The organism is Candidatus Woesearchaeota archaeon (assembly GCA_016180285.1).
Taxonomy (GTDB): Archaea; Nanobdellota; Nanobdellia; order Woesearchaeales; family JACPBO01; genus JACPBO01.
This window is the reverse complement of record JACPBO010000025.1, coordinates 1-19,882: the sequence shown is the minus strand read 5'-3', so window position 1 is coordinate 19,882 and position 19,882 is coordinate 1. Positions and strand designations below refer to the sequence as shown.

General features: G+C 38.9%; 20 protein-coding genes and 1 pseudogene. 12 read left to right on the top strand and 9 right to left on the bottom strand.

What is annotated here, in order from left to right; genetic code table 11:
• The 6 genes and pseudogenes from HYU07_05485 to HYU07_05460 all read left to right on the top strand — a co-directional run.
• Positions 1 to 260 (top strand): V-type ATPase subunit (locus tag HYU07_05485; GenBank protein MBI2129666.1); only part of this gene is annotated, 260 nt, incomplete at its 5' end.
• Positions 261 to 284: 24 nt separating this feature from the next.
• Complete coding sequence (locus tag HYU07_05480; GenBank protein ID MBI2129665.1) at positions 285 to 593, top strand: hypothetical protein; 309 nt, start codon at positions 285 to 287, stop codon at positions 591 to 593.
• Position 594: 1 nt separating this feature from the next.
• Positions 595 to 2,317 (top strand): annotated as a pseudogene (locus HYU07_05475) (V-type ATP synthase subunit A).
• A gap of 44 nt (positions 2,318 to 2,361) precedes the next feature.
• On the top strand, positions 2,362 to 3,747 hold the full coding sequence (locus HYU07_05470; GenBank protein MBI2129664.1) for a V-type ATP synthase subunit B: 1,386 nt from the start codon (positions 2,362 to 2,364) through the stop codon (positions 3,745 to 3,747).
• A 34-nt stretch (positions 3,748 to 3,781) separates the two neighbouring features.
• The gene (locus HYU07_05465; GenBank protein ID MBI2129663.1) at positions 3,782 to 4,405 is read left to right on the top strand and encodes a V-type ATP synthase subunit D; all 624 of its coding nucleotides are present in this window, start codon (positions 3,782 to 3,784) and stop codon (positions 4,403 to 4,405) included.
• 1 nt (position 4,406) lies between these two features.
• Positions 4,407 to 4,562, top strand: coding sequence for a hypothetical protein (locus tag HYU07_05460; GenBank protein MBI2129662.1), 156 nt, complete (start codon positions 4,407 to 4,409; stop codon positions 4,560 to 4,562).
• Between the two features lie 8 nt (positions 4,563 to 4,570).
• Here HYU07_05460 and HYU07_05455 read toward each other — a convergent pair whose 3' ends face one another.
• The 9 genes from HYU07_05455 to HYU07_05415 are packed head-to-tail and all read right to left on the bottom strand — an operon-like array spanning position 4,571 to position 15,666.
• Positions 4,571 to 5,479 (bottom strand): flippase-like domain-containing protein, encoded by a 909-nt coding sequence (locus HYU07_05455; GenBank protein ID MBI2129661.1) that lies wholly within the window; start codon positions 5,477 to 5,479, stop codon positions 4,571 to 4,573.
• A complete protein-coding gene (locus tag HYU07_05450; protein ID MBI2129660.1) occupies positions 5,476 to 6,171 on the bottom strand; it encodes an HAD family phosphatase in 696 nt (231 codons plus the stop codon). The genes HYU07_05455 and HYU07_05450 overlap by 4 nt, the downstream gene beginning before the upstream one ends.
• The gene (locus HYU07_05445; GenBank protein ID MBI2129659.1) at positions 6,168 to 7,376 is read right to left on the bottom strand and encodes a glycosyltransferase; all 1,209 of its coding nucleotides are present in this window, start codon (positions 7,374 to 7,376) and stop codon (positions 6,168 to 6,170) included. The genes HYU07_05450 and HYU07_05445 overlap by 4 nt, the downstream gene beginning before the upstream one ends.
• 2 nt (positions 7,377 to 7,378) lie before the next feature.
• Positions 7,379 to 9,067 carry a glycosyltransferase family 39 protein gene (locus tag HYU07_05440; protein MBI2129658.1) on the bottom strand — a complete coding sequence of 563 codons (1,689 nt, stop codon included), beginning with the start codon at positions 9,065 to 9,067 and terminating at the stop codon, positions 7,379 to 7,381.
• A 56-nt stretch (positions 9,068 to 9,123) separates the two neighbouring features.
• Positions 9,124 to 10,527 (bottom strand): cobalamin B12-binding domain-containing protein, encoded by a 1,404-nt coding sequence (locus HYU07_05435; GenBank protein ID MBI2129657.1) that lies wholly within the window; start codon positions 10,525 to 10,527, stop codon positions 9,124 to 9,126.
• A gap of 56 nt (positions 10,528 to 10,583) precedes the next feature.
• Complete coding sequence (locus HYU07_05430) at positions 10,584 to 12,089, bottom strand: hypothetical protein (GenBank protein ID MBI2129656.1); 1,506 nt, start codon at positions 12,087 to 12,089, stop codon at positions 10,584 to 10,586.
• A gap of 10 nt (positions 12,090 to 12,099) precedes the next feature.
• Positions 12,100 to 14,052, bottom strand: a complete 1,953-nt coding sequence (asnB, locus tag HYU07_05425; GenBank protein MBI2129655.1) for an asparagine synthase (glutamine-hydrolyzing) — start codon at positions 14,050 to 14,052, stop codon at positions 12,100 to 12,102.
• A 14-nt stretch (positions 14,053 to 14,066) separates the two neighbouring features.
• Positions 14,067 to 14,759, bottom strand: a complete 693-nt coding sequence (locus HYU07_05420; protein MBI2129654.1) for a class I SAM-dependent methyltransferase — start codon at positions 14,757 to 14,759, stop codon at positions 14,067 to 14,069.
• Positions 14,722 to 15,666 carry a glycosyltransferase family 2 protein gene (locus HYU07_05415; protein ID MBI2129653.1) on the bottom strand — a complete coding sequence of 315 codons (945 nt, stop codon included), beginning with the start codon at positions 15,664 to 15,666 and terminating at the stop codon, positions 14,722 to 14,724. Before HYU07_05415 ends, HYU07_05420 begins: the two co-directional genes overlap by 38 nt.
• Before the next feature lie 70 nt (positions 15,667 to 15,736).
• Between HYU07_05415 and HYU07_05410 the strand changes: the two genes are divergently transcribed.
• From HYU07_05410 to HYU07_05385, 6 genes are all read left to right on the top strand, one after another.
• A complete protein-coding gene (locus HYU07_05410) occupies positions 15,737 to 16,417 on the top strand; it encodes a glycosyltransferase family 2 protein (protein MBI2129652.1) in 681 nt (226 codons plus the stop codon).
• A 4-nt stretch (positions 16,418 to 16,421) separates the two neighbouring features.
• Positions 16,422 to 16,748: a DUF2304 family protein gene (locus HYU07_05405; GenBank protein MBI2129651.1), complete on the top strand. Its 327-nt coding sequence runs from the start codon at positions 16,422 to 16,424 to the stop codon at positions 16,746 to 16,748.
• Positions 16,749 to 16,750: 2 nt separating this feature from the next.
• On the top strand, positions 16,751 to 17,518 hold the full coding sequence (locus HYU07_05400) for a glycosyltransferase family 2 protein (protein MBI2129650.1): 768 nt from the start codon (positions 16,751 to 16,753) through the stop codon (positions 17,516 to 17,518).
• Positions 17,515 to 18,669, top strand: a complete 1,155-nt coding sequence (locus tag HYU07_05395; protein ID MBI2129649.1) for a glycosyltransferase family 39 protein — start codon at positions 17,515 to 17,517, stop codon at positions 18,667 to 18,669. Before HYU07_05400 ends, HYU07_05395 begins: the two co-directional genes overlap by 4 nt.
• On the top strand, positions 18,666 to 19,646 hold the full coding sequence (locus HYU07_05390; GenBank protein MBI2129648.1) for a glycosyltransferase: 981 nt from the start codon (positions 18,666 to 18,668) through the stop codon (positions 19,644 to 19,646). Before HYU07_05395 ends, HYU07_05390 begins: the two co-directional genes overlap by 4 nt.
• Positions 19,647 to 19,729: 83 nt before the next feature.
• Positions 19,730 to 19,882, top strand: a 153-nt coding sequence (locus HYU07_05385; protein ID MBI2129647.1) for a TRAM domain-containing protein, incomplete at its 3' end; no start/stop codon positions are given.

Here is a 19,882-nt window from a genome sequence, read left to right as displayed (position 1 = left end):
AGTACAGCAGCATCATAAAAGAGGGCTTAAAAAATTTAAAGGAAAAGGGCACAATTATTGACCTGGAGATCGGGCTTTATAAATTCCTGCTTAGAAAGTCCATGCTGCTTCAGCACCAGCATCCGCTGTCTGTTGACATAATCCTTGGCTATATGTTTGCCAAAGAACTCGAGGTCAGGAATCTGAAAACAATAATAAAAGGAAAACAATTAAACATTGAAGAGGAGTTTATTGAAAATCAGTTGATTGCAGAAAATTGACTGAAATAAAACTGTAAAATCAAAATGGCGCAAATATCAGCAATCGGAACATCGGAGTTTGTATCCGGCTTTCAGCTGGCAGGAGTTAAAAAAATCATTGAGGCCAGGAAAGACCCGATGAATCAGATAAGAGAGCTTGCGCAGGACAAAGAAATGAGCATTGTTGTTATTGATGAAAAAACACTGAACAGCCTGGAAAGCCATGACAGGGTTTTTGTGGAAGACTGCATAAAGCCTGTTTTTGTGCCTTTGTCAATGGAGGCAGCCCAGGAAAATTTAAAAAGGCTGATAAAAAAATCCATAGGCGTTGACCTGTGGAAAAAGGAAGGTTAAAATGAGTGAAGGAATAATTTACAGAATTGCCGGCCCTGTTGTTGTTGCCAGGGGATTGGCTGCAAAAATGTATGACTTAGTCAGGGTTGGAAATGAAAAACTGATGGGAGAAGTAATCCAGATAGATAAGGATAAAACAACAATACAGGTTTACGAGGACACTTCCGGATTAAAGCCAGGCGAGCCTGTTGTAAATACAGGCAAGCCGCTGAGCGTAGAGCTGGGTCCGGGATTGCTTGGCAGCATTTATGACGGAATACAGAGGCCATTGCCTGTGCTCATAAAAGAAATGGGCGACTATATAAAAAGAGGCGTGGAAGCTTCCGGGCTGGATCATGATAAAAAATGGGATTTCAAGGCAAAGGCAAAGCCGGGCGATAAAATAAAATCAGGCCAGATAATCGGCGTTGTTGAAGAAAAAGGCGTAGCTCATTCTGTTATGGCGCCGCACGGCTATGAAGGAATCATAAAAGAAATAAGCTCTGGAAAATTCACCATTGATGAGCCAATTGGAAAGCTGGATGACGGCAAAGAATTGAAATTAAAGCAGGATTGGCCAGTAAGGGTTCCAAGGCCTGTGCTAAAAAAACTGCCGCCTGAAATTCCTTTGATAACAGGCCAGAGGATCTATGATGCATTGTTTCCGCTGGCAAAGGGCGGAGTTGCTGCAATACCGGGCGGATTCGGAACGGGAAAAACAGTGGCGCAGCAAACATTAGCAAAATGGTCAAATGCAGATATAATTGTTTATGTCGGCTGCGGCGAACGCGGAAATGAGATGACTGAAGTTTTAAAAGAATTCCCTGATCTTATTGACCCAAAATCAGGCAAGCCGCTGATGAACAGAACTGTGCTTATTGCAAATACATCCAATATGCCTGTTGCAGCAAGGGAAGCATCAGTTTATACCGGTGTTACAATAGCAGAGTATTACCGCGACATGGGGTATAGCGTTGCTTTGATGGCAGATTCCACTTCAAGATGGGCAGAGGCTATGAGAGAGATCTCATCCAGATTAGAGGAGATGCCGGGCGAAGAGGGCTACCCTGCTTATCTTGCAACAAGATTATCCCAATTTTATGAAAGGGCAGGCAGGGTAATTCCTATGGGCATAGAAAAAGAAGGCTCAGTATCTATTATCGGCGCTGTATCGCCGCCAGGAGGGGATTTTTCAGAGCCTGTAACCCAAAACACCTTAAACAAAAACATTTTGGGCATTGGATTCAAAGCTTGCGCAGAGAAGGCATTTCCCGTCAATAAACTGGCTCACTTCATATTCGCTTTACATGGATGGACTTGAAAAATGGTATGCTGAGAATGTTGCATCAGACTGGAGAGAGCTGATAAAGCAGACAATGAGCATTTTGACAGAAGAGGAAAAGCTGCTTGAGATCGTGCAGTTAGTTGGATCAGATGCGCTGCCGGAAAGGCAGCAGATTACATTAGAAGTTGCGCGAATTATAAGGGAATCGTTTTTGCAGCAAAATGCATTCCATGATGTTGACACTTACTGCGAGCTGAAAAAAAGCTATCTGCTGCTTAAGCTGATACTGCATTATGCAAAGCTGGCAAATGATGCACTGGAAAAAGGAATAAGAATCCAAAAACTTGAAGATGTCAAATCAAAATACAAAATAGCTGATGTAAAGTTTGAAAAGCAATACGAAAAGCTTTTAGCTGAAATCCAGAGAAACATGGAGCAGGAATTCAGTTCGTTAAAATGAGTGATGCAAAATGAGCAATCATAACAAAAGGCATGGAGTTCAAAATGAAAGAATATAAAACAATAACCAGGATTGCTGGGCCGCTTGTTTTTGTTGAAAAAACCGAGCCAATAGGCTACGGAGAGCTTGTCAAGATTCAGCTGGAAAGCGGAGAAGCAAAAAACGGGCAGGTGCTGGATACATCAGATGATGTTGTTGTGGTGCAGATATTTGAAGGAACATCAGGCATCAGCAAAGGAGCGAGAGTCAGGTTTTTAGGCGAGACAATAAAGCTGCCTGTTTCAAAAGACATGCTTGGCAGAATATTTTCAGGAGCAGGCAAGCCGATTGACAACGGCCCGGATATTATCCCTGAAAAAAGAATGGAAATAATAGGGGCAGCTATTAATCCTTATTCCCGCGGCCCTCCGCAGGATTTTATCCAGAGCGGAATTTCAACTATTGACGGCACAAATACATTGGTCAGGGGGCAAAAGCTGCCATTATTTTCTGCTGCCGGGCTGCCTCATAATGATATTGCCTTGCAGATTGCAAGGCAGGCAAAGGTTGTCGGCCAGAAGGAAAGCTTTGCAATTATTTTTGCAGCAATGGGCATTACAAACGAGGAAGCGCAATATTTTATCAGGGATTTTGAGCAGACAGGAGCACTGCAGAGGGCAGTTGTTTTCCTGAACCTTGCTGATGACCCTGCTGTTGAAAGGCTGATAACACCGAGAATGGCGCTGACTGCTGCGGAGTATTTCGCGTTTGAGCAGGATATGCATGTTCTCGTTATACTGACTGATATGACATCATATTGCGAATCGCTAAGGGAAATCGGAGCCGCAAGAGAGGAAATCCCGGGAAGAAGAGGATACCCCGGATATATGTATACTGACTTGGCTACAATTTACGAAAGAGCGGGCATGATAAAAGGCAAAAAAGGATCGATAACCCAGATTCCGATATTGACTATGATCGGCGACGATATCACGCACCCAATACCTGATTTAACAGGGTATATAACTGAAGGGCAGATAGTTCTTAACAGAGACCTGCACAGAAAAGGAGTGTACCCTCCTATCGATATTCTTCCTTCCCTGTCAAGGCTGATGAACTTAGGCATAGGAAAAGAAAGAACAAGAGAGGATCACAAGCAGGTTTCAGACCAATTATACGCGAACTATGCAACAGGACGTGATCTGCGCGGATTGGTTGCGATTGTGGGTGAAGAAGCGCTTTCAGCAAGGGACAAAAGAATGCTTAAGTTTGCAGAAGAATTTGAAAAAAGGTTTGTTGCTCAAAAGAAGTCAGAAGACAGAAGCATTCAGCAGACACTTGATATTGGATGGGATTTAATGGGGAATATCCCGGAGCAGGAACTGACAAGGATAAGCCCCGAGATAAGGAAGAAATACCACAAAGCAAAAGATGCCGAAGAAAATGCATGACGCAAGAATAATTGTAAAAACCTAATATGATAAAATGGCAATTGAAATAAAACCAACAAGATCTGAGCTTATCAAATTCAAGAAAAGCATTATCCTGGCAAAATCAGGGTACAATCTTCTGAAGAAAAAAAGAGACGGCCTTATTCTTGAGTTTTTTGAAGTGCTTGGCAAGGTCAAAAACCTAAGGTCAGATATTGTTGATGAGTACAGGAAGGCACTGTATAAAATGAATATCGCCAGGCTGCTGGAATCAGACTTGAAAATAAAGTCCATTGCAATGGCTATTGCAAACAAGCCCGATATAGAATTCGGGACTAAAAACATTATGGGTGTGCTGGTGCCAACTATTAAATCCGGCGAACTGAAAAGAAAGATGATGGAGCGCGGCTATGGAGTTTACAATTCTGCCTCAATAGATGAGGCTGCAGATGCCTATGAAAAGGTCACAGAAAAGATAATAAGGGCTGCAGAAGTTGAAACTACGATGAGAAGGCTGCTGAAGGAAATAGAAAAGACAAAGAGAAGGGTGAATGCGCTTGAATTCGAGGTCATACCCAGAATGGAAAAGATAAAAAGCTTCATAACATTAAGGCTGGAAGAGATGGAGCGCGAAAATATTTTCAGGCTGAAAAGGATAAAGGCGAGGATATCCGGCTAAAATGCAGCTGTTTCTGAGAATCTTGGATGCTGTCAGGAAAAAACTAAAGCAGACAAAAGTCAGGTTCTGGCTTGTTGTCATAGCAATCAATATTGTTGTTTTTATCTTGTTTGTTATATTCGCTGTGCTGCTTGTCAGAGTGATAAGAGGCCAATAAGAATAGAATTATTTGAATCTGAAAGATATCAAGGCTCCCCCTAATTCTCCGGCAATTATCCACAGCCTGGAAATTAATGCGATAAGGATTGCAATCGGCAATGGAAAATAAAAGCCAAGCAGAAAAGTCAGTATGCCTTCCCTGATTCCAAGGCCGCTTGGGGTTATCAAGCTCAGGAAGCCGATTATCCATGATACTGCGAATGCACCTGTCAAGGGCAGTATAAGGCTCAATGGAGAGGCATATATTGAATTAATCAGGAAATAAAAGCCAACTCCGTTTATGATCCATAAAAAAATGTAAAAAACAAGCAACAGCAGCAATGAGGAATACTTTATCCTGAATTCCACAGGATTCTTTCTGAATATTTTCAGCCCCAAATTTATAATGAGATTAAAAACCCTCGGATATAACAAAACCAATCCAATCGGGATTATCAAAAACACAGGAAGGAATTTTATCAGCCCATTGTCCTTGATCATCACCGGTATAAAAATCAATGCTGTGAACAATGCCGATAAAACATGCATTGCCAGCTCCAAAACAAGGCTTACAAAAGTTGTGTATTTTGAAATTTTTTTCTTTTCACAAAGATAGATCCTTCCAAGCAGATACCATATCCTTCCGGGCGCATATCTTCCTAATTGCGATAAAAACCATATTCTTAAGCTCGACTTGTAGCTTAATTTAACCCTCAATAACTCCAGTATTTTTTTCCAGCCATAAACTAAGAGAAAAAGGTAAAAAAATAAAAATATGAAAGATAAAATCAGATAAAAATAATTAAAGTAAATTCTATAAGCCAGTAACTGATTCGAATTATTATAGAGGGTTTTTATTAAAAAATATAAAATGATTACAGATACTGCAATACCGATTATTTTCTCAATTTTTATTTTTTTATTTTGTTTTTTCATAAATAATCCAAAATGCCCCTTAAATCCTTGGTTCCTTGATTGATGGAATGAGTGCAAACTTTTTGCAGTTCTGGCCTGGCATTAAAGGCTATTGAAAGCCCGGCTTCTTTTGCAAGAGGAATGTCATTCACGCCATCGCCGACAAATGCGCATTCCTCTTTTGCCAATCCGTATTCGCGCATCAAAAGCCTCATGAAATCAACTTTTCCAACGTAATCAGCGGGCAATAAGTTCCACGCAGTTAATTTGCGGGTTTTATCATCAAAAAAATACTCGCATGCTGCAAAAACATGATCTATCTTTAATTCACGCTGAATTTTATTTGCCTGATTTTTAAATCCGCCTGTTATCAGCGCAGTTTTATAGCCTTTTTTATGCAGAACTGAAAAAGTTTGTTTGGCGCCTTTCATATAAGGGATGCTGCGCAAAACCTTGTAGAAATATCTCATTGTCAGGCCATATTTTTTATGTATTCGTATTGTATCTTCCATCCATTCAATGTAATTTTTATAGCCGCTTCTATTCCATTTATCTTTTGTCGCCTGCTCTTCTTCTCCGGCTTTTCTTCCAAGATGCCTTGAAATAAGAGTCCATGCCGATGCCGCAGTGTTTTTGCCTTTTTCCACTATGCCTGTTTCTGTTATAACGCCTTCCATATCAAAGAATATAAGTTTTATTTTATTGTTTTTCATTTTACTAAAATCTCTTCATACATTTTTATTGTCTTTTCAGCTATCTTTTCTGCAGTAAAATTATCATGCACGTATTTATATCCTTGCTCTGCAAGCTTTTTTGCCAATGCCTTATTATTTAAAATCCTGACTAAGGCACCAGCAAGCTGCTTTGGATTTTTTTCATCAATAAGAAGCCCGGTTTTGCCGTCTATAACAACATCAGGGATTCCGCCGGTCCTTGTCCCGATAACCGGTGTTTTGCACGCAAGGGCTTCTGCAAAAACAACGCCAAACGCCTCTGTTTCGCCTTTCCAGTCTGTAACTGATGCCAAGACAAAGACGTCTGCATCATTGTAATATTTAATGAGCTCCTTATGCGGAACAGAAGGAATGATTGTTATATTTTTTTCAAGGTTCAATTTTTTAATCTGCTCTTTCAAGCTTTCTTCTTCAGGGCCTTTTCCGACAACAATCAGCTTAAAATCAATTTTTTTATCGTTTAAAATATTGCACGCATCAATTAAGTAATTAACACCCTTCCTTTTCACAAGCTTCCCTATTGTAAATATGGTTTTTGTTTTATTTCTGCTCTTTCTCATTGGGTAAAATTTATTCCTGTCGAAAGGCATTGGAAAAACAGAAATTTTATTTTTACTGATTTTTAATAAATCCGTGACGATCCTTGCAACATAGTTTGAAACTGCATTTATCCTGGCGGCATTTTCAAAAATCTTCTTTGCGAAAAAACTGAAGAATTTGAATTTCCTGAGAATGAAGACATCTGTGCCGTGCGTTGTAACGATGTAAGGAACTTTGGTTTTTTTAGAAGCGAGGTAAGCGGCAATGCCGCACGGCACCCACCAGTTTGCGTGAATCAGATCAATCTTCTCCTTTTTCACGACCTCAACAATCTTTTTATAAAAATTTCTTATTAATTTTATGAAAATAAGCTTGTTTAATGTGCTTTTTATAACCAATTCATGCATATTATTCTTATATGCTATCCTCTCATACTTATCAGAAGCGTATCTGAAGCGGTAGATCTTTATGCCGCCAATCACTTCATGTTCCTTTAATCCTTTCTCATGCGGAGCAAGGACAATGACTTCAAAATCCCTGTTCTTGTTGATCTCAGAAACCCAGTTAAAAAGAAAGGGCGACATTATATCTTCCCTGAAGCGGATGAAGTTCTGGGCAAGCATCAGGATTTTGATTTTTTGCATTTTTATTCCAAATTAATATACTTTATTTCATACGGAGCGCTGTTCATCTTAATGAACCCGAAAGACAGATATTCATATATTCTTGACTGCGCCTGTCTGCCCTGCAGCATCTCATTCAGCGTTGTTTCATCAAATGTTCCGCCTTTTTTAAATAAGAAGTATATCGGAACAGCGCCCTGCTGCGTCTGCTGGAATGCAACCTGTTTTAAAGAGTAATTGGAGTTTATGTAATTCCTGAATTCTGATTTCTGGAATATGTTTGAAAAGCCCCATTGGTAAATAAAGATCCACTTTAAATTTTTCTTTTCCTCAAACTGCTTTAATTCTGACAAATTAGATATGACTGTTGCTTTTCTGTCAGCATGCCACACAACTCCGGTATCCTGATGGCCTGAGTCAAACATCATTTCATCAGGCGAACTGTGCGAGTTTATGTAATTGCCAGCAACATCTAATCCAGAAAACTGCGTATTAAATTGGCCTGCTATGCTTTGCTTTGCAGCTGGCCACATAAAAATAATGAAAAACAAGATTATTGCAATCCATCTGAGGCTGTTCTTAAGATACGGCTGCTTTGTTTTTATCTGCGGAATAATTGATGCAATAAAAAGCAGCGCTGATGATATTAAAATTGCAACTAAAGGGACAAAGGGCATCTGGTAATAGTTGTGGCCCGTCATGAAATTTATCAGCAGCAATCCATAAACCAGAAATGAAACTGCCCACGCGACAAGAAACCTGTGCTGCTGCTTTCTGATATGCCAAAGCGAAATGCACAGCCCAATAATTGAGATTATGACTCCTATTTTCGTAAAATTATCCTTTGAAGCAAACATGAAAACAGTTCCCCACCATTCACTTGTAAACATCTTGAAAGGCTCTTCCAAAACCCTGCCGATCATCTCATCTCCAACACCTGAAGAAGATGTCTGCGCCTTTGCAAGATTCGGGAGCAGGAACCACAATATGAATGCAATGAATATCAAAGCGCCTATGCCAAACTGCTTCCAGTATTTCTTGCTTTTAATTGTTTCAAAAGGAAATATTGAAAGCAGAGGAATTGCAATGATCAAAAAGGGATATTTTGTAAGCCCTGTAAGGGTAAAAAAGACCATAAAGACAACAATGTTTTTCATTGTTTGCTTTTCTTTCCAGACAAGGAAGAAATAAATTGCAGCTGTCATGAAAAACAATGCCGGAGCATCAAATTGAATATTCCTGCCGAAGAAAACAAGCAAAGGCGATATAGATGTAAAAAATGCCGATAAAAGCGCAATGTCTTCCCTTTTGAAAAGCTTTTTTACGAAAAGGTATGTGAACACAACTGCGCCTAGCGCAAAAAACACTGTAACTAATCTTGCAACCCACAGCTGCATCCCAAATATTTTCCATCCTATTACAAAAATCCATTCATAAAGAGGAAAATTATCTACATGGGAGTATTTTGGCGGATCAACCAAGGGGATTGTATAATCGCCCCTGAGATAAAGATAATCGCCGCCTTTGTAAAAGCTTCTTGCCTCAGCAAGCGTATGCACTTCTTTTGTATTGTGATAACCGATAACAGGATAATCAAGATGGTATGATCTTAAATAAAATCCAAGGATCAGGATCAGGGCAAGAATTATCCAATTATAGTTTTTCTTTAAAATGTTCAAGTTTATCTTTAGCTCTGTTTCTTCCCCAACCATATAAAACCCTGATTTCAGTCAATATTTAAGTATTTCGAATTTGTAATCCAGCATGGTCAGTTTGTAAGGCCAATCATGAACTTCAGGCCTTCAAAATACTTTTTAAAATCATCAAAAGACTTTATTTTTTTAAGCACTTTCCAAACATAATGAGGCCTGAAATAGAATTTCCTGTATGCTTTTTTGACATAATATTCGACTTGTTTGCCATCTTTATACCCTTCAGGCACGTAGGCTGCTTTTGTTCTTCCATGATAGCCCTTGACAATCTTACCTGTTTTCATAGCGAGATCATAAAGCGGGGTGCCATATTCAGGGTAAGTAGGCAGGAATTGCGCGTAATCAAGGTCAAGCTCTATTGCAAATTTTATTGTTTTTTCAGCTTTTTCAGGGGTTTCGCCAGGAATGGCGAGCATGAAAGAGCCTCTTGTTTCCATCCCATACTTATGCGTCAGCTTTATTGTCCTTCTTACCTGATCCAATGTTATTCCTTTGTTTATGCCGTCAAGCAGGTCCTGGTTGCCGCTTTCTATGCCATAAAATACGCTCCAGCAACCTGCTTCTGCCACCCTCTTAAGCATTTCCTCTGTCGGCGTGCTTACTTTTCCATAGCATGACCATGCCAAATCCAGCTTGTTTTCCTTGAGAAGGTCGCAAAACCTTTTTATCCAGCTTTCATTTATCAGGAAATTATCATCCCAAAAAGAAATCTCCCTTATTCCATACTTATGCATCAAAAGCTTAATATCTTCAACAACCCTTTCAGGAGAATGCCGCCTATAAACCTGGCTCATTATGCCGCTCTGATAGCAAAAGGCGCATTTTCTCCACGGGCATCCCCTTGAGGTTATATAATTCACAGCCGGAAGCCTTTTATATTGGTTAGGAAGCGGCGTGTAAAGCTGGAAATCAAAAAGATGCCATGCTATTGGCGGGAGCTCGTCAAGAGCCATTATTGGCCCAGTTTGCGCTGTGAATTTTGACTTGCCATTTTCTTTATAGCCTATACCGGGTATTCCTTTTACGTCTTTTCTTGCCGAAATTTTATCTATCAGCTCAGGGAAGGTTTTTTCACCCTCGCCCAAGACAATATAATCTACGCCTTTATTACCGAGGCATTCTTCAGGAAAGCACGATGGATGAGGGCCGCCCAAAATAATCGGGATATTCAGCTCTTCTTTCGCCTTGTTCGCGAGAAACATCGCATTTTCAGCCACAGCATTGTTTGCAGCTATCCCGATAAAATCAGGGCCGAATTCTTTCAGAATCCCTATTGTTGTGTTAAATCCTATTCCCATTGCAGAAGCATCTATTATTTTGACAGTATGGCCTTTTTGCTCGAAAGCTCCGGCTAAATAGCCAAGGCCAAGCGGAGGCAGATTCCCGCTTTTTATCTGCTTCTTGCTTCCATAAGCTTCTTTTATTAAATTATACGGAGGAAAAACCAATGCTATTTTCATTTTGATAAGCTTGCACCCCTCGGTATTTGTGAAAAAAATCGAATACTTAAATGTTTCTACTGAATTTTATTTTCATATACTTTTAGATTCCCTTTCTCATGCAATAATGAAAATCCTGAATTGATTACAGCAGACTCCACTTCACTGCTTTCACCCCATAATAAAATATAATCATAGTAAGATAAAATTTTCCTGCTGAAGTTCAATTGCTGGGACAGCTCATTTGGAGCAGCTATGATGGATTTTGGAGCAGGCATTTTTTCCTTGTATGCTATTAAATGAGTGCTGTGCCCTGCAAACACATAAGGGCCTGTTCCGCCTTTTTCAATATGGTAATATGCCCAGAAATGCTCGTACGGCCTCATGGTGTAGCCATATAGATCCTTGATTGTTATTGGCAGTATGAGCTTATTTCTTTCAATAACACTGATGCCTGAAGAATAATCAGAAAAGTCTTTGTTTATATTGTAATAATTAAAAAATGTGAGCATCAATAATAGAACAGCTGCAATAAGCGTTATAAACAAAAAAAGCCGCTTCTTTTTTGGCGGCTCTAGCCAGGAAACAAAAAATAAGACAATGAAAGGCACGAATCTTATCTTGAAATGCGCCCAGGTCTTAAGGTCGGGCGGAGAAATTACAAACAGCAAAAGCAAAATCAAGGCTAAAATCAAAAACTCATTCTTGTATTTTTTATTGAATAATCTTTTGATTAAAAAGGGCTTATCGGCCAAAAATTTTCTGAGAAATAAAAAAACAAAATAAAGCAGCGGGACAGCCAGAATTGCAGCTTCAAGAACCGGCGAAAAAGACAGAAACATACCAAAGAAAGACTTAAGCAAAACCAGGGGGTTAAAAGCAGAAAGGATATCAATCGGAGCAGCATCCGGTGTTCTTGTAAACCAGAATATTGCAAATAAAATAACAGGCAATATGAAAGGGATCGTTGTTGTGAATGCCTGTTTTTTATTTTTATAGCGGAATATCTGCACTAAAAATACAGATATCAACAAAATTATGAAAGAGAACAGATGCGAAAACAAGGTCAGAAGCGCCAATATTGTGGAAATCAGAATTTTGCCGATGTTCATTTTATCCCGGTTGTTAAGCCAATAGCCTAATGCAAAAAAGAAGAAAGGAAGGCTTATTGCAAAATCGATCAGCCCTTTGTTGAAAAACCAGTTATAAGTGAAAATAAAGCTGAAAAACCCAAGAATCGCCTTTCGCCTGCCAACAGCGCCTAAAAAATAGAAAATGCTTAATGGAAACAGGATTGCGTAAATGCTAAGAAATATTTTTCCAGCAATGTAAATGCCGAAGATTTTTGAAAATAAAATGATTGAAAAAATCGAAAAAAGAGTGGGTATAAGGCTGAATTTCAAATCAAAATATTTGCTGTAATCAAATTCCTTATTCTGGTAATCCATGACAATTTTATCCTGCATAAGATGCTGCGGGTAATCCTGCAATGGCGGATAAGCAAAAAACCATATTGGAATTAGGTTAATGGCTATCAAAAAGGCAACCAGCAGCATTATTTTTTTGTTTGTCAGTTCAATCATTTTGTCATTTTTAGTAAAGCTTATTCAGATCTATTTCACTGTGCATTTCGTTTTCAATAAATATCCTGTGCCAAAGCTGGAAAGCCAGCAGGCTCCAGAGCTGCCTTGCATAATAAAGCCTTGACCCGGAATAATTCCTTCTTATTTTATCGATGTAAGAATAATCAAAATAACCCTGCCTTTTTATAGTTTCCTTATCAAGCAGAATATCGCTCCAGTATTTCAGGTCTTCCCTGATCCACAAATCAATCGGAACATAGAAGCGCTGCTTCTGCCTGCTGATTATTTTTTTCGGGATGAAGTTTGACATTGCCTTTTTCAGAATGTATTTTTCATTGAAGCCATGAAGCTTGAGCTTAGGCGGCATTGTAAAGGAAAGCTCAACCAATCTGTGATCCAAAAAAGGCACCCTTTCCTCAACTGCATGGGCCATGTTCATCTTGTCTGCTTTCATCAAAAAGTCCTCTGGCAGCACGGTTTCCATTTCCATGGCCAAGATCTGGTTCAGATAATTGTTTTTGTTGTTAAAATATTCTGCATCAAGCCATCTGCTCAGATTTGTGTTTTTTATTTTTCCGTAAATATCGCTTAATAAGGCCCCTTTCTTGTCTTCTTCGCTAAAGATTGATACTATATCGAGGTAATTCCTGCCTTTCCCCTCAGATTTCAGAAGGCTTACCGCCCTCTTTATCCCCTCATCACCCAAAGAGGAGCTATATTTAAAAAATTTATTTAACAGGAATTTTGGCGAATTTTTAACAAAAAAAGGAAGCACTGTTTTTTTAAGCACATTAATCCTTTTCATCTTTTCCATCAGCATTAAAAACTTGCACTGCTCGTATCCTGCAAAAACCTCGTCTCCGCCGTCTCCTGTAAGCACAACTGTGACTTCTTTTTTTGCATTCTGCGCAAGAAGGTAGACTGGGATAAGAGCAGGATCTGCCAATGGCTCGTCAGAATGCCACACTATTTTTGGAAGCAGCTTTACAAGGTCTGATTTTACAGTATATTCCCTGTGGTTAGTGCCGAAATGCTCGCTTATCAATTTCGCATGCTGCAATTCATCAGTTTCCTCGCCATGGCCAAATCCGACTGAGAATGTCTTTACCTCCTCTTTTGAATTGGTTTCTTTGCTGATCATGCTCATCATAGCAACAACAGAGCTTGAATCAATGCCTCCGCTAAGGTAGGCGCCAAGAGGAACGTCGCTCATCAACCTTCTGTTCACGCAGTCCTTCAATAATACCTGGATTTTTTTAATAAAAAAGTTCTCAGAAGCCGGAAGAATATTGCCATTTGAAATATCCGGGATCCAGTATCTGATTATAGCGTGAGTTTTATTCTTTAAATCATAGGACAGCAGATGCCCTGGCTTTAATTTATAGATATTTTTGAAAATTGTTTCTGAAGGCGGTATGTATCTCAATGTGATGAACCTGTTTAATGACTCTAAATTTACCTCTTTTTTTATTTTATGCTGCAGTATTGCCTTTATTTCAGAAGCAAATATTATCTTATTGCTGTCCAGATAGTAATACAATGGCTTTATTCCGAGCCTGTCCCTTGCAAGCAAGAGCTTCTTTTTTTTGCCGTCATATATTGCATATGCAAAATCGCCATTCAGCTTTTTAACAGAGTCTTCCCCATATTCCTCATAAGCGTGCACTATTGTTTCGGTATCTGTTTCACTGCGGAACTTATGAGCTTTATTTTCGAGATCTAACCTCAGTTCCTTGTAATTATATATTTCGCCGTTAAAAACAATCCAGATGTCCTTGTCTTCATTGCACATCGGCTGCATTCCCTTTTCGCTGAGGTCAATGATGCTCAGCCTTCTGTGGCCCAAAGAAATGCCTTTGTCTGTGTAAATCCCGCCCTGATCTGGGCCGCGATGTACTATAACATCGCACATCTTTTTTATTGATGCCTTGTCCTCGAAATTAAATCCGCTTATGCCGCACATTTTAATTTAGCTTTTTAATTCCTGCATTGGATAATGTAGCTGAGAGGGAATAAGAATGGGCTTCTCTTTATTTTGATTATTTTGAATTTGTTTTTTATCAGCTGCCTGAATTTCTTCAGGTTAAATTTATGTATGTGCCACTCCATGTCCAAATCCAGCTCTCCTTTTTTTACATTCAGTTTTCTGAACATATACGCTATCTTGTCCAGCAAAGGCTGATTAGGTATTGTAAAAATAACTATTGCGCCTCTTTTAGAAACCCTTTTTATTTCATCTATGACTTTTGCCGGGCTGGGCAGGTGCTCAATTACCTCAGAGCAGATTATTTTATTGAAGCTGTTTTTTTTGAATGGGAGTTTCTGGACATCTGCCATCATCAGCTTTGTATTTTTACCCTGCATATTTTTCCTGGCCTGCCTTAGCGCTGTAGCAGAGCAATCAATGCCAATAACGCTGCCTTCTTTTATTTCCCTCAATATTATGCCGGAGCCGCATCCTGCATCAAGCATCTTATCTGTATTTTTTGGGGAGAGGAGGTTCAGGATGGCTCTTTTCCTGTGATTTGAAATGTATTTTATCACCGGGTTAGCATGCTTGAATCTGCTTTCATTGCCATGCTTGACAAACATCTGCTCATTCCATTTGTAGAACAATTTGCCTTTGCCCGCTTTACCTGAGTGTTTTTTCAATTTTGTAACCTTTATCATTGCTGGCGCCATAATATGTCCTTATTAAAATTTCAGCCAAAAATCCAAAAACTATGAACTGCACTCCGGTAATTACTAAAAGCGCTGCCAATAATAAAGTCGGGCCAATGAGAAGGTGGGAGCCGTATTTTATGACATTGTAAATGACAAGCAGCAGCCCAATAAAAATTTCTGATAACCCTAAAAAGCCGAAAAAATGCAATGGCCTTGTTGAATAATCTGACCAGAACTTAATGTAAAAAAGATCAAGCAAGCCCTTGAATATCCTTGTTGTGCTGTATTTTGTCTTTCCGAATTTTCTCGGGTAATGGCTTACTTTTATTTCCCCTACTTTGTAGCCATTCATTGCAACAATTGCCGGGAGGTAGCGGTGCATTTCGCCGTATATCTCAAGATCTTTAATGCTTTCTTTCCTGTATGCCTTCAATGCGCAGCCTGAATCATGGATCTTGTCCTTTAACATGATTTTTCTTGCAATATTTGCCAGAGAAGATGCAAGTTTTTTTGCAAACGGGTCCTTTCTCTTATGCCGCCATCCGCTCACCATGTCATGGCCTTCATTTATCTTTTCAACAAGCCTAGGAATGTCTTCAGGGTCATTCTGCAGGTCGCCATCCATTGTGACTATGATGTCGCCATTTGCGTGCTCGAATCCGGCTGATAAAGCTGCTGTCTGGCCAAAATTCCTTTTGAATTTTATTGCCTTCACATACCTATCTTTTTTGTGCAGGACCTGTATATTGGCAAATGTGCGGTCTCTGCTTCCGTCATCGACAAAGATGACCTCATAATTCTTATACTTTGATAAAACAGCGCTAAGCCTGCTGTAAAGCGGAAAAATGCTCTTTTCCTCATTATACACAGGTATAACTATGCTAAGCTTCATTTTAATATGGAAAATAGGCATATATTATTTAAAGTTTTCTGAAGCCAAATTCATTAAATTTTTAAATCCACCTATTTCAACAAGATATATGATGCGTAACAGGGGCGTGGTTATTGTAATTCCGGCGTATAATGAAGAAGCCAAGATAGGCAATGTCATCTCTGATCTCATCAGGAATGGCCATGAAGACATAATTGTTGTGGACGATGGCAGCCAGGATAATACATATAAAATTGCCAAAAGCCGCAAAGTTGACGTGTATAAGCATGTTATTAACCGAGGCCTTGGCGGCGCTCTTGGGACGGGCATTAAAGCTGCGATTATGAAGAATGCAGGCATTATTGTAACATTTGATGCAGACGGCCAGCATGCTGCTTCAGATATTAAACGCTTGATAAAACCAATATTGGATGGAAAAGCAGATGTTGTAATTGGCTCCAGGCTGATAAAGCCAGATGGAATGCCTTTTATAAGAAAAGTTGGCAATTGGGGAATGAATTTTATAACTTACATAATGTTTGGCGTATGGACTACTGACTCTCAATCCGGGTTAAGGGCATTTTCAAGAAAAGCAGCTGAGAAGATAAGCATAAAAGGCAACAGGATGGAGGTTAGCTCTGAAATGATCAGCGAAATTGGAAGGCGCAATCTAAGGTTCAAAGAAGTGCCGATAAAGGCGATTTACACAGATTATTCATTAAAAAAAGGGCAAAGCAATTTAAACGCGTTCAAGATTTTATTAAAATTGGTTGTGAGAAAGCTAATGAGGTGAAAAAATGGAAATATTGCAGGTCTTGATTATTGCTTTTGGGCTCTTTGCGTTTAGCAGGGTTATATTGAGATTCAAGGATAAAGAAATAACTATGAAGGAATTCATATTCTGGAGCATTTTATGGCTCATAATAATATTCTTTGGATTTCTGCCGGATATAACAAAAGTCTTTGCTGGGCTATTGGGGATAGGAAGAGGCACAGATGTTGCGATTTATGTGAGCATCATACTGCTGTTTTACCTGATTTTCAGAATTTATGTGAAAACCGAGAACATTGAGCAGGAAGTCACGAAGATTGTGAGAGAGATTGCAATAAGGAAGAAGAAATAAAAATGACCAAGAAGAAGATTGCGATTTTCATTCCGACCTATAATGCTGCAAAAACGCTGCCAATCCTGATAGACCGGATTCCTGAAAAATTGAAAAAAGAGGTCAAGGAAATATTTGTTGTTGATGATGCGAGCCAGGACAATACATATTTTATCGGGGTTGGCTACAAAAAAGAAAAAAACCTGTCTAATCTGAAAGTTTTCAAGAATGAAAAAAACAAGGGTTATGGCGGAAACCAAAAATACGCATATCAGTATGCAATAGACAAGGGCTTTGACATTGTTGTAATGCTGCACGGAGATGCGCAGTATGCCCCTGAAAAAATACCTTATCTGCTTGAGCCATTGGAAAAAGGAAAGGCAGACATGGTTTTCGGCTCAAGGATGAAAGGCAATCCTCTGAAAGGCGGAATGCCTTTGATGAAATTCATTGGCAACAAGATCCTGACATGGATTGAAAACAAAGTGCTTGGCTTGAATTTATCAGAATATCATTCGGGGTTCAGGCTTTACAGCTGCGCAGCGCTTAAAAAGATTCCATTTAATTTATGCGCAGATGACTTTCATTTTGATACAGATATACTGATCCAATTTAAGGTTGCAAACCTGAGAATTGCTGAAAGGCCGATTCCAACCTATTACGGCGATGAGAAGAGCCATGTCAAGATCTTCAGCTATGGCTTCAATATCCTGAAATCACTTTATGGCTATCTGCTGCACAAATACGGAATTAAAAAAGTCAAAAAATTCGATATAAAACCGGTAAGATGAACAATAACAAAGATTACCTGATTTATGCTGTTTTAATCGCTTTGAGCATTGTAGGATCTTTGATGTACTTCAACCAGCCTTTGGCGGATTCCGATCATTATTTTGACACAACAAGGTTCATACAGGGCAGAAATGCAGCAATTGATTCGCCATGGGCATCAAGGATGCTTGTTCCTTTGATTGCTGCTGCTTTTGAGCCGGTTTTTGGCATTAGTGTGGCTTATTCTTTGCTCAGCATTTTATTCTATTGTTTAAGCTCAATTCTTGTTTATGTTTTTTTTAAGAATTTTTTCAAGAGCAAAGATATCGGATTTATCTCTGCAATAATCTTTGCAACCTCTTTGCCATTAATTGCATGGGGCGGAAGGCCTTTGATTGAAACAGCAGGGTTTTTCTTTTTGTTTTTGGGGATTGCTGCGATAGAATGGTGCCTGAGAAAAGGCAGGATTATTGATTACATTGTAATTGGGCTTGTCATGGCGGCGGCAATATTGGCAAAGGACCACAACTATATTCTCCCGATTTATTTTATTTTAAGCGCATTATTCAAAGATGGCTTTTCTTTTGTTAAAAAAATAAATAAAATCCTGAAAATACTTGCTGCACTTTTTATTTCCATTATTCCGGCTTATTTGTGGAGGAAATTATTGAGCCTACACATAGCAAGCAAATACTCAAATTACATCAATTTTTTCCTCCAGTACCAGTTTAATTTTATTACAATATTATGGATGTTTGGGTTTAGAACGCTTATTACATTCCATATTTTATGGATTCCTTTTATTTTTGGGCTATTTTATGATAAAGATAATGGAAGAAGAAGTTTTTATTTAAAAAATTTCATACTGGAGTTTTTAGCAATAATCTTCATTTTTGTTGTTGTCGGCCTGTTCTCTCCGAGATATGCTTTCATATTGTTCCCTTTCGTCATTCCATTAGCGGCTTACGGGCTTTATGAAGGAAGCAGGAAGCTTGCAAAAAAATTAAAACTGAAAAACTTTTATTGGATAATTGTTGCGTTCTTAATAGTATATGCTCTGCTCTCTTATTTCGGGGCTTCGCTTTATCCTGAGGACGCATCTATTTTGAAAGAAGACCTGCTGCAGATGGTATTTAAAAGATTTAACCAAATTTATGGGTGGCTGTTTTGAAAGCGAGTGTAATTGTTGTAACATATAACGAAGAAAGAAATATCGCAGACTGCCTGAATTCTCTTGTTAATCTTGATTATAATAAAAAAGATTATGAAATTTTAGTTGTTGATGGGAATTCAAGCGATAAAACAAAAGATATTGCCGGGGACTTTATTAAAAAATTTAAAAATAAAGTAAAAATAAGGCTAATAAACAATCCGAAAAGATTTATTGCCTCATCAAGGAATGTTGGCTTGAGAAATGCGGCTTATGAGCTTATTGCATTCACAGATGCAGACTGCATTGTTCCGAAAGACTGGCTTAAAATTTTAGTTGAAGGTTATGAAAAGCTGAAAGGAAAGAGTGTTGCTGCTGTTGGCGGGGCGAATATTCCTCCTAAAAATGCTCCGAATTTCATGGCTGCTGTTGGAATTGCATTTGATTCTTTTTTAGGTTCTTTGGGAAGCGCGCAGGCAAAAAAATTCAGCAAAATAACTTTTGTCCCAAGCCTGCCCTGCTGTAATGCGCTGCACAGCAAAAAATTATTGCTGGAAGTTGGCGGATTTGATGAAAAATTAAGGAATATGTGCGAAGACTATGATGTTAACTTTAAATTAAGGAAAAGAGGATATAAGATCGCTGTACTGCCAAACAGCTTTGTCTGGCACAAGTTAAGAAGCACACCCATGAAGTTTTTGAAAAACATGTATGCGTATGGGAAGGGCAGGATTTTTTTAATGAAAAGGCTGAAAGAGTTTAAATTTATTTATTTGCTGCCGATATTTTTTATAGTTATCGTGCTTCTGAGTTTTCTAAGTTTTTTCAATAAATTATTTTTAATTCCTTTGCTTTATTTCCCGCTTGTTTTTTTATACAGCCTTTGCCTTTGCATGAAAAAGGGCAGAATCAACCTGGCTTTTCATGTTTTTTTGGTGTTTGTTCTGGAGCATTTTGGGTATGCTGTTGGAGAGATCGCTGGGCTGTTAAAGCAGTGATTTTCCCATACATTTATAAATAAAAGCGCATTTTACAGGCATATTACACCAGTGGTGTAAAATAAATATATGGGTGGAAAAATATGTACGGAAATGATAGTGGTGGCTACAGGCCACAAAGAAGTTTTGCGCCAGTTAAGGTTGGCGACGAGTTGGATGTAAAGATAGAAGCTGTCGGCGAGAAAGGCGACGGCATAGCCAAGAAGAACGGCTTTGTCTTGTTCGTGCCCGGTGTT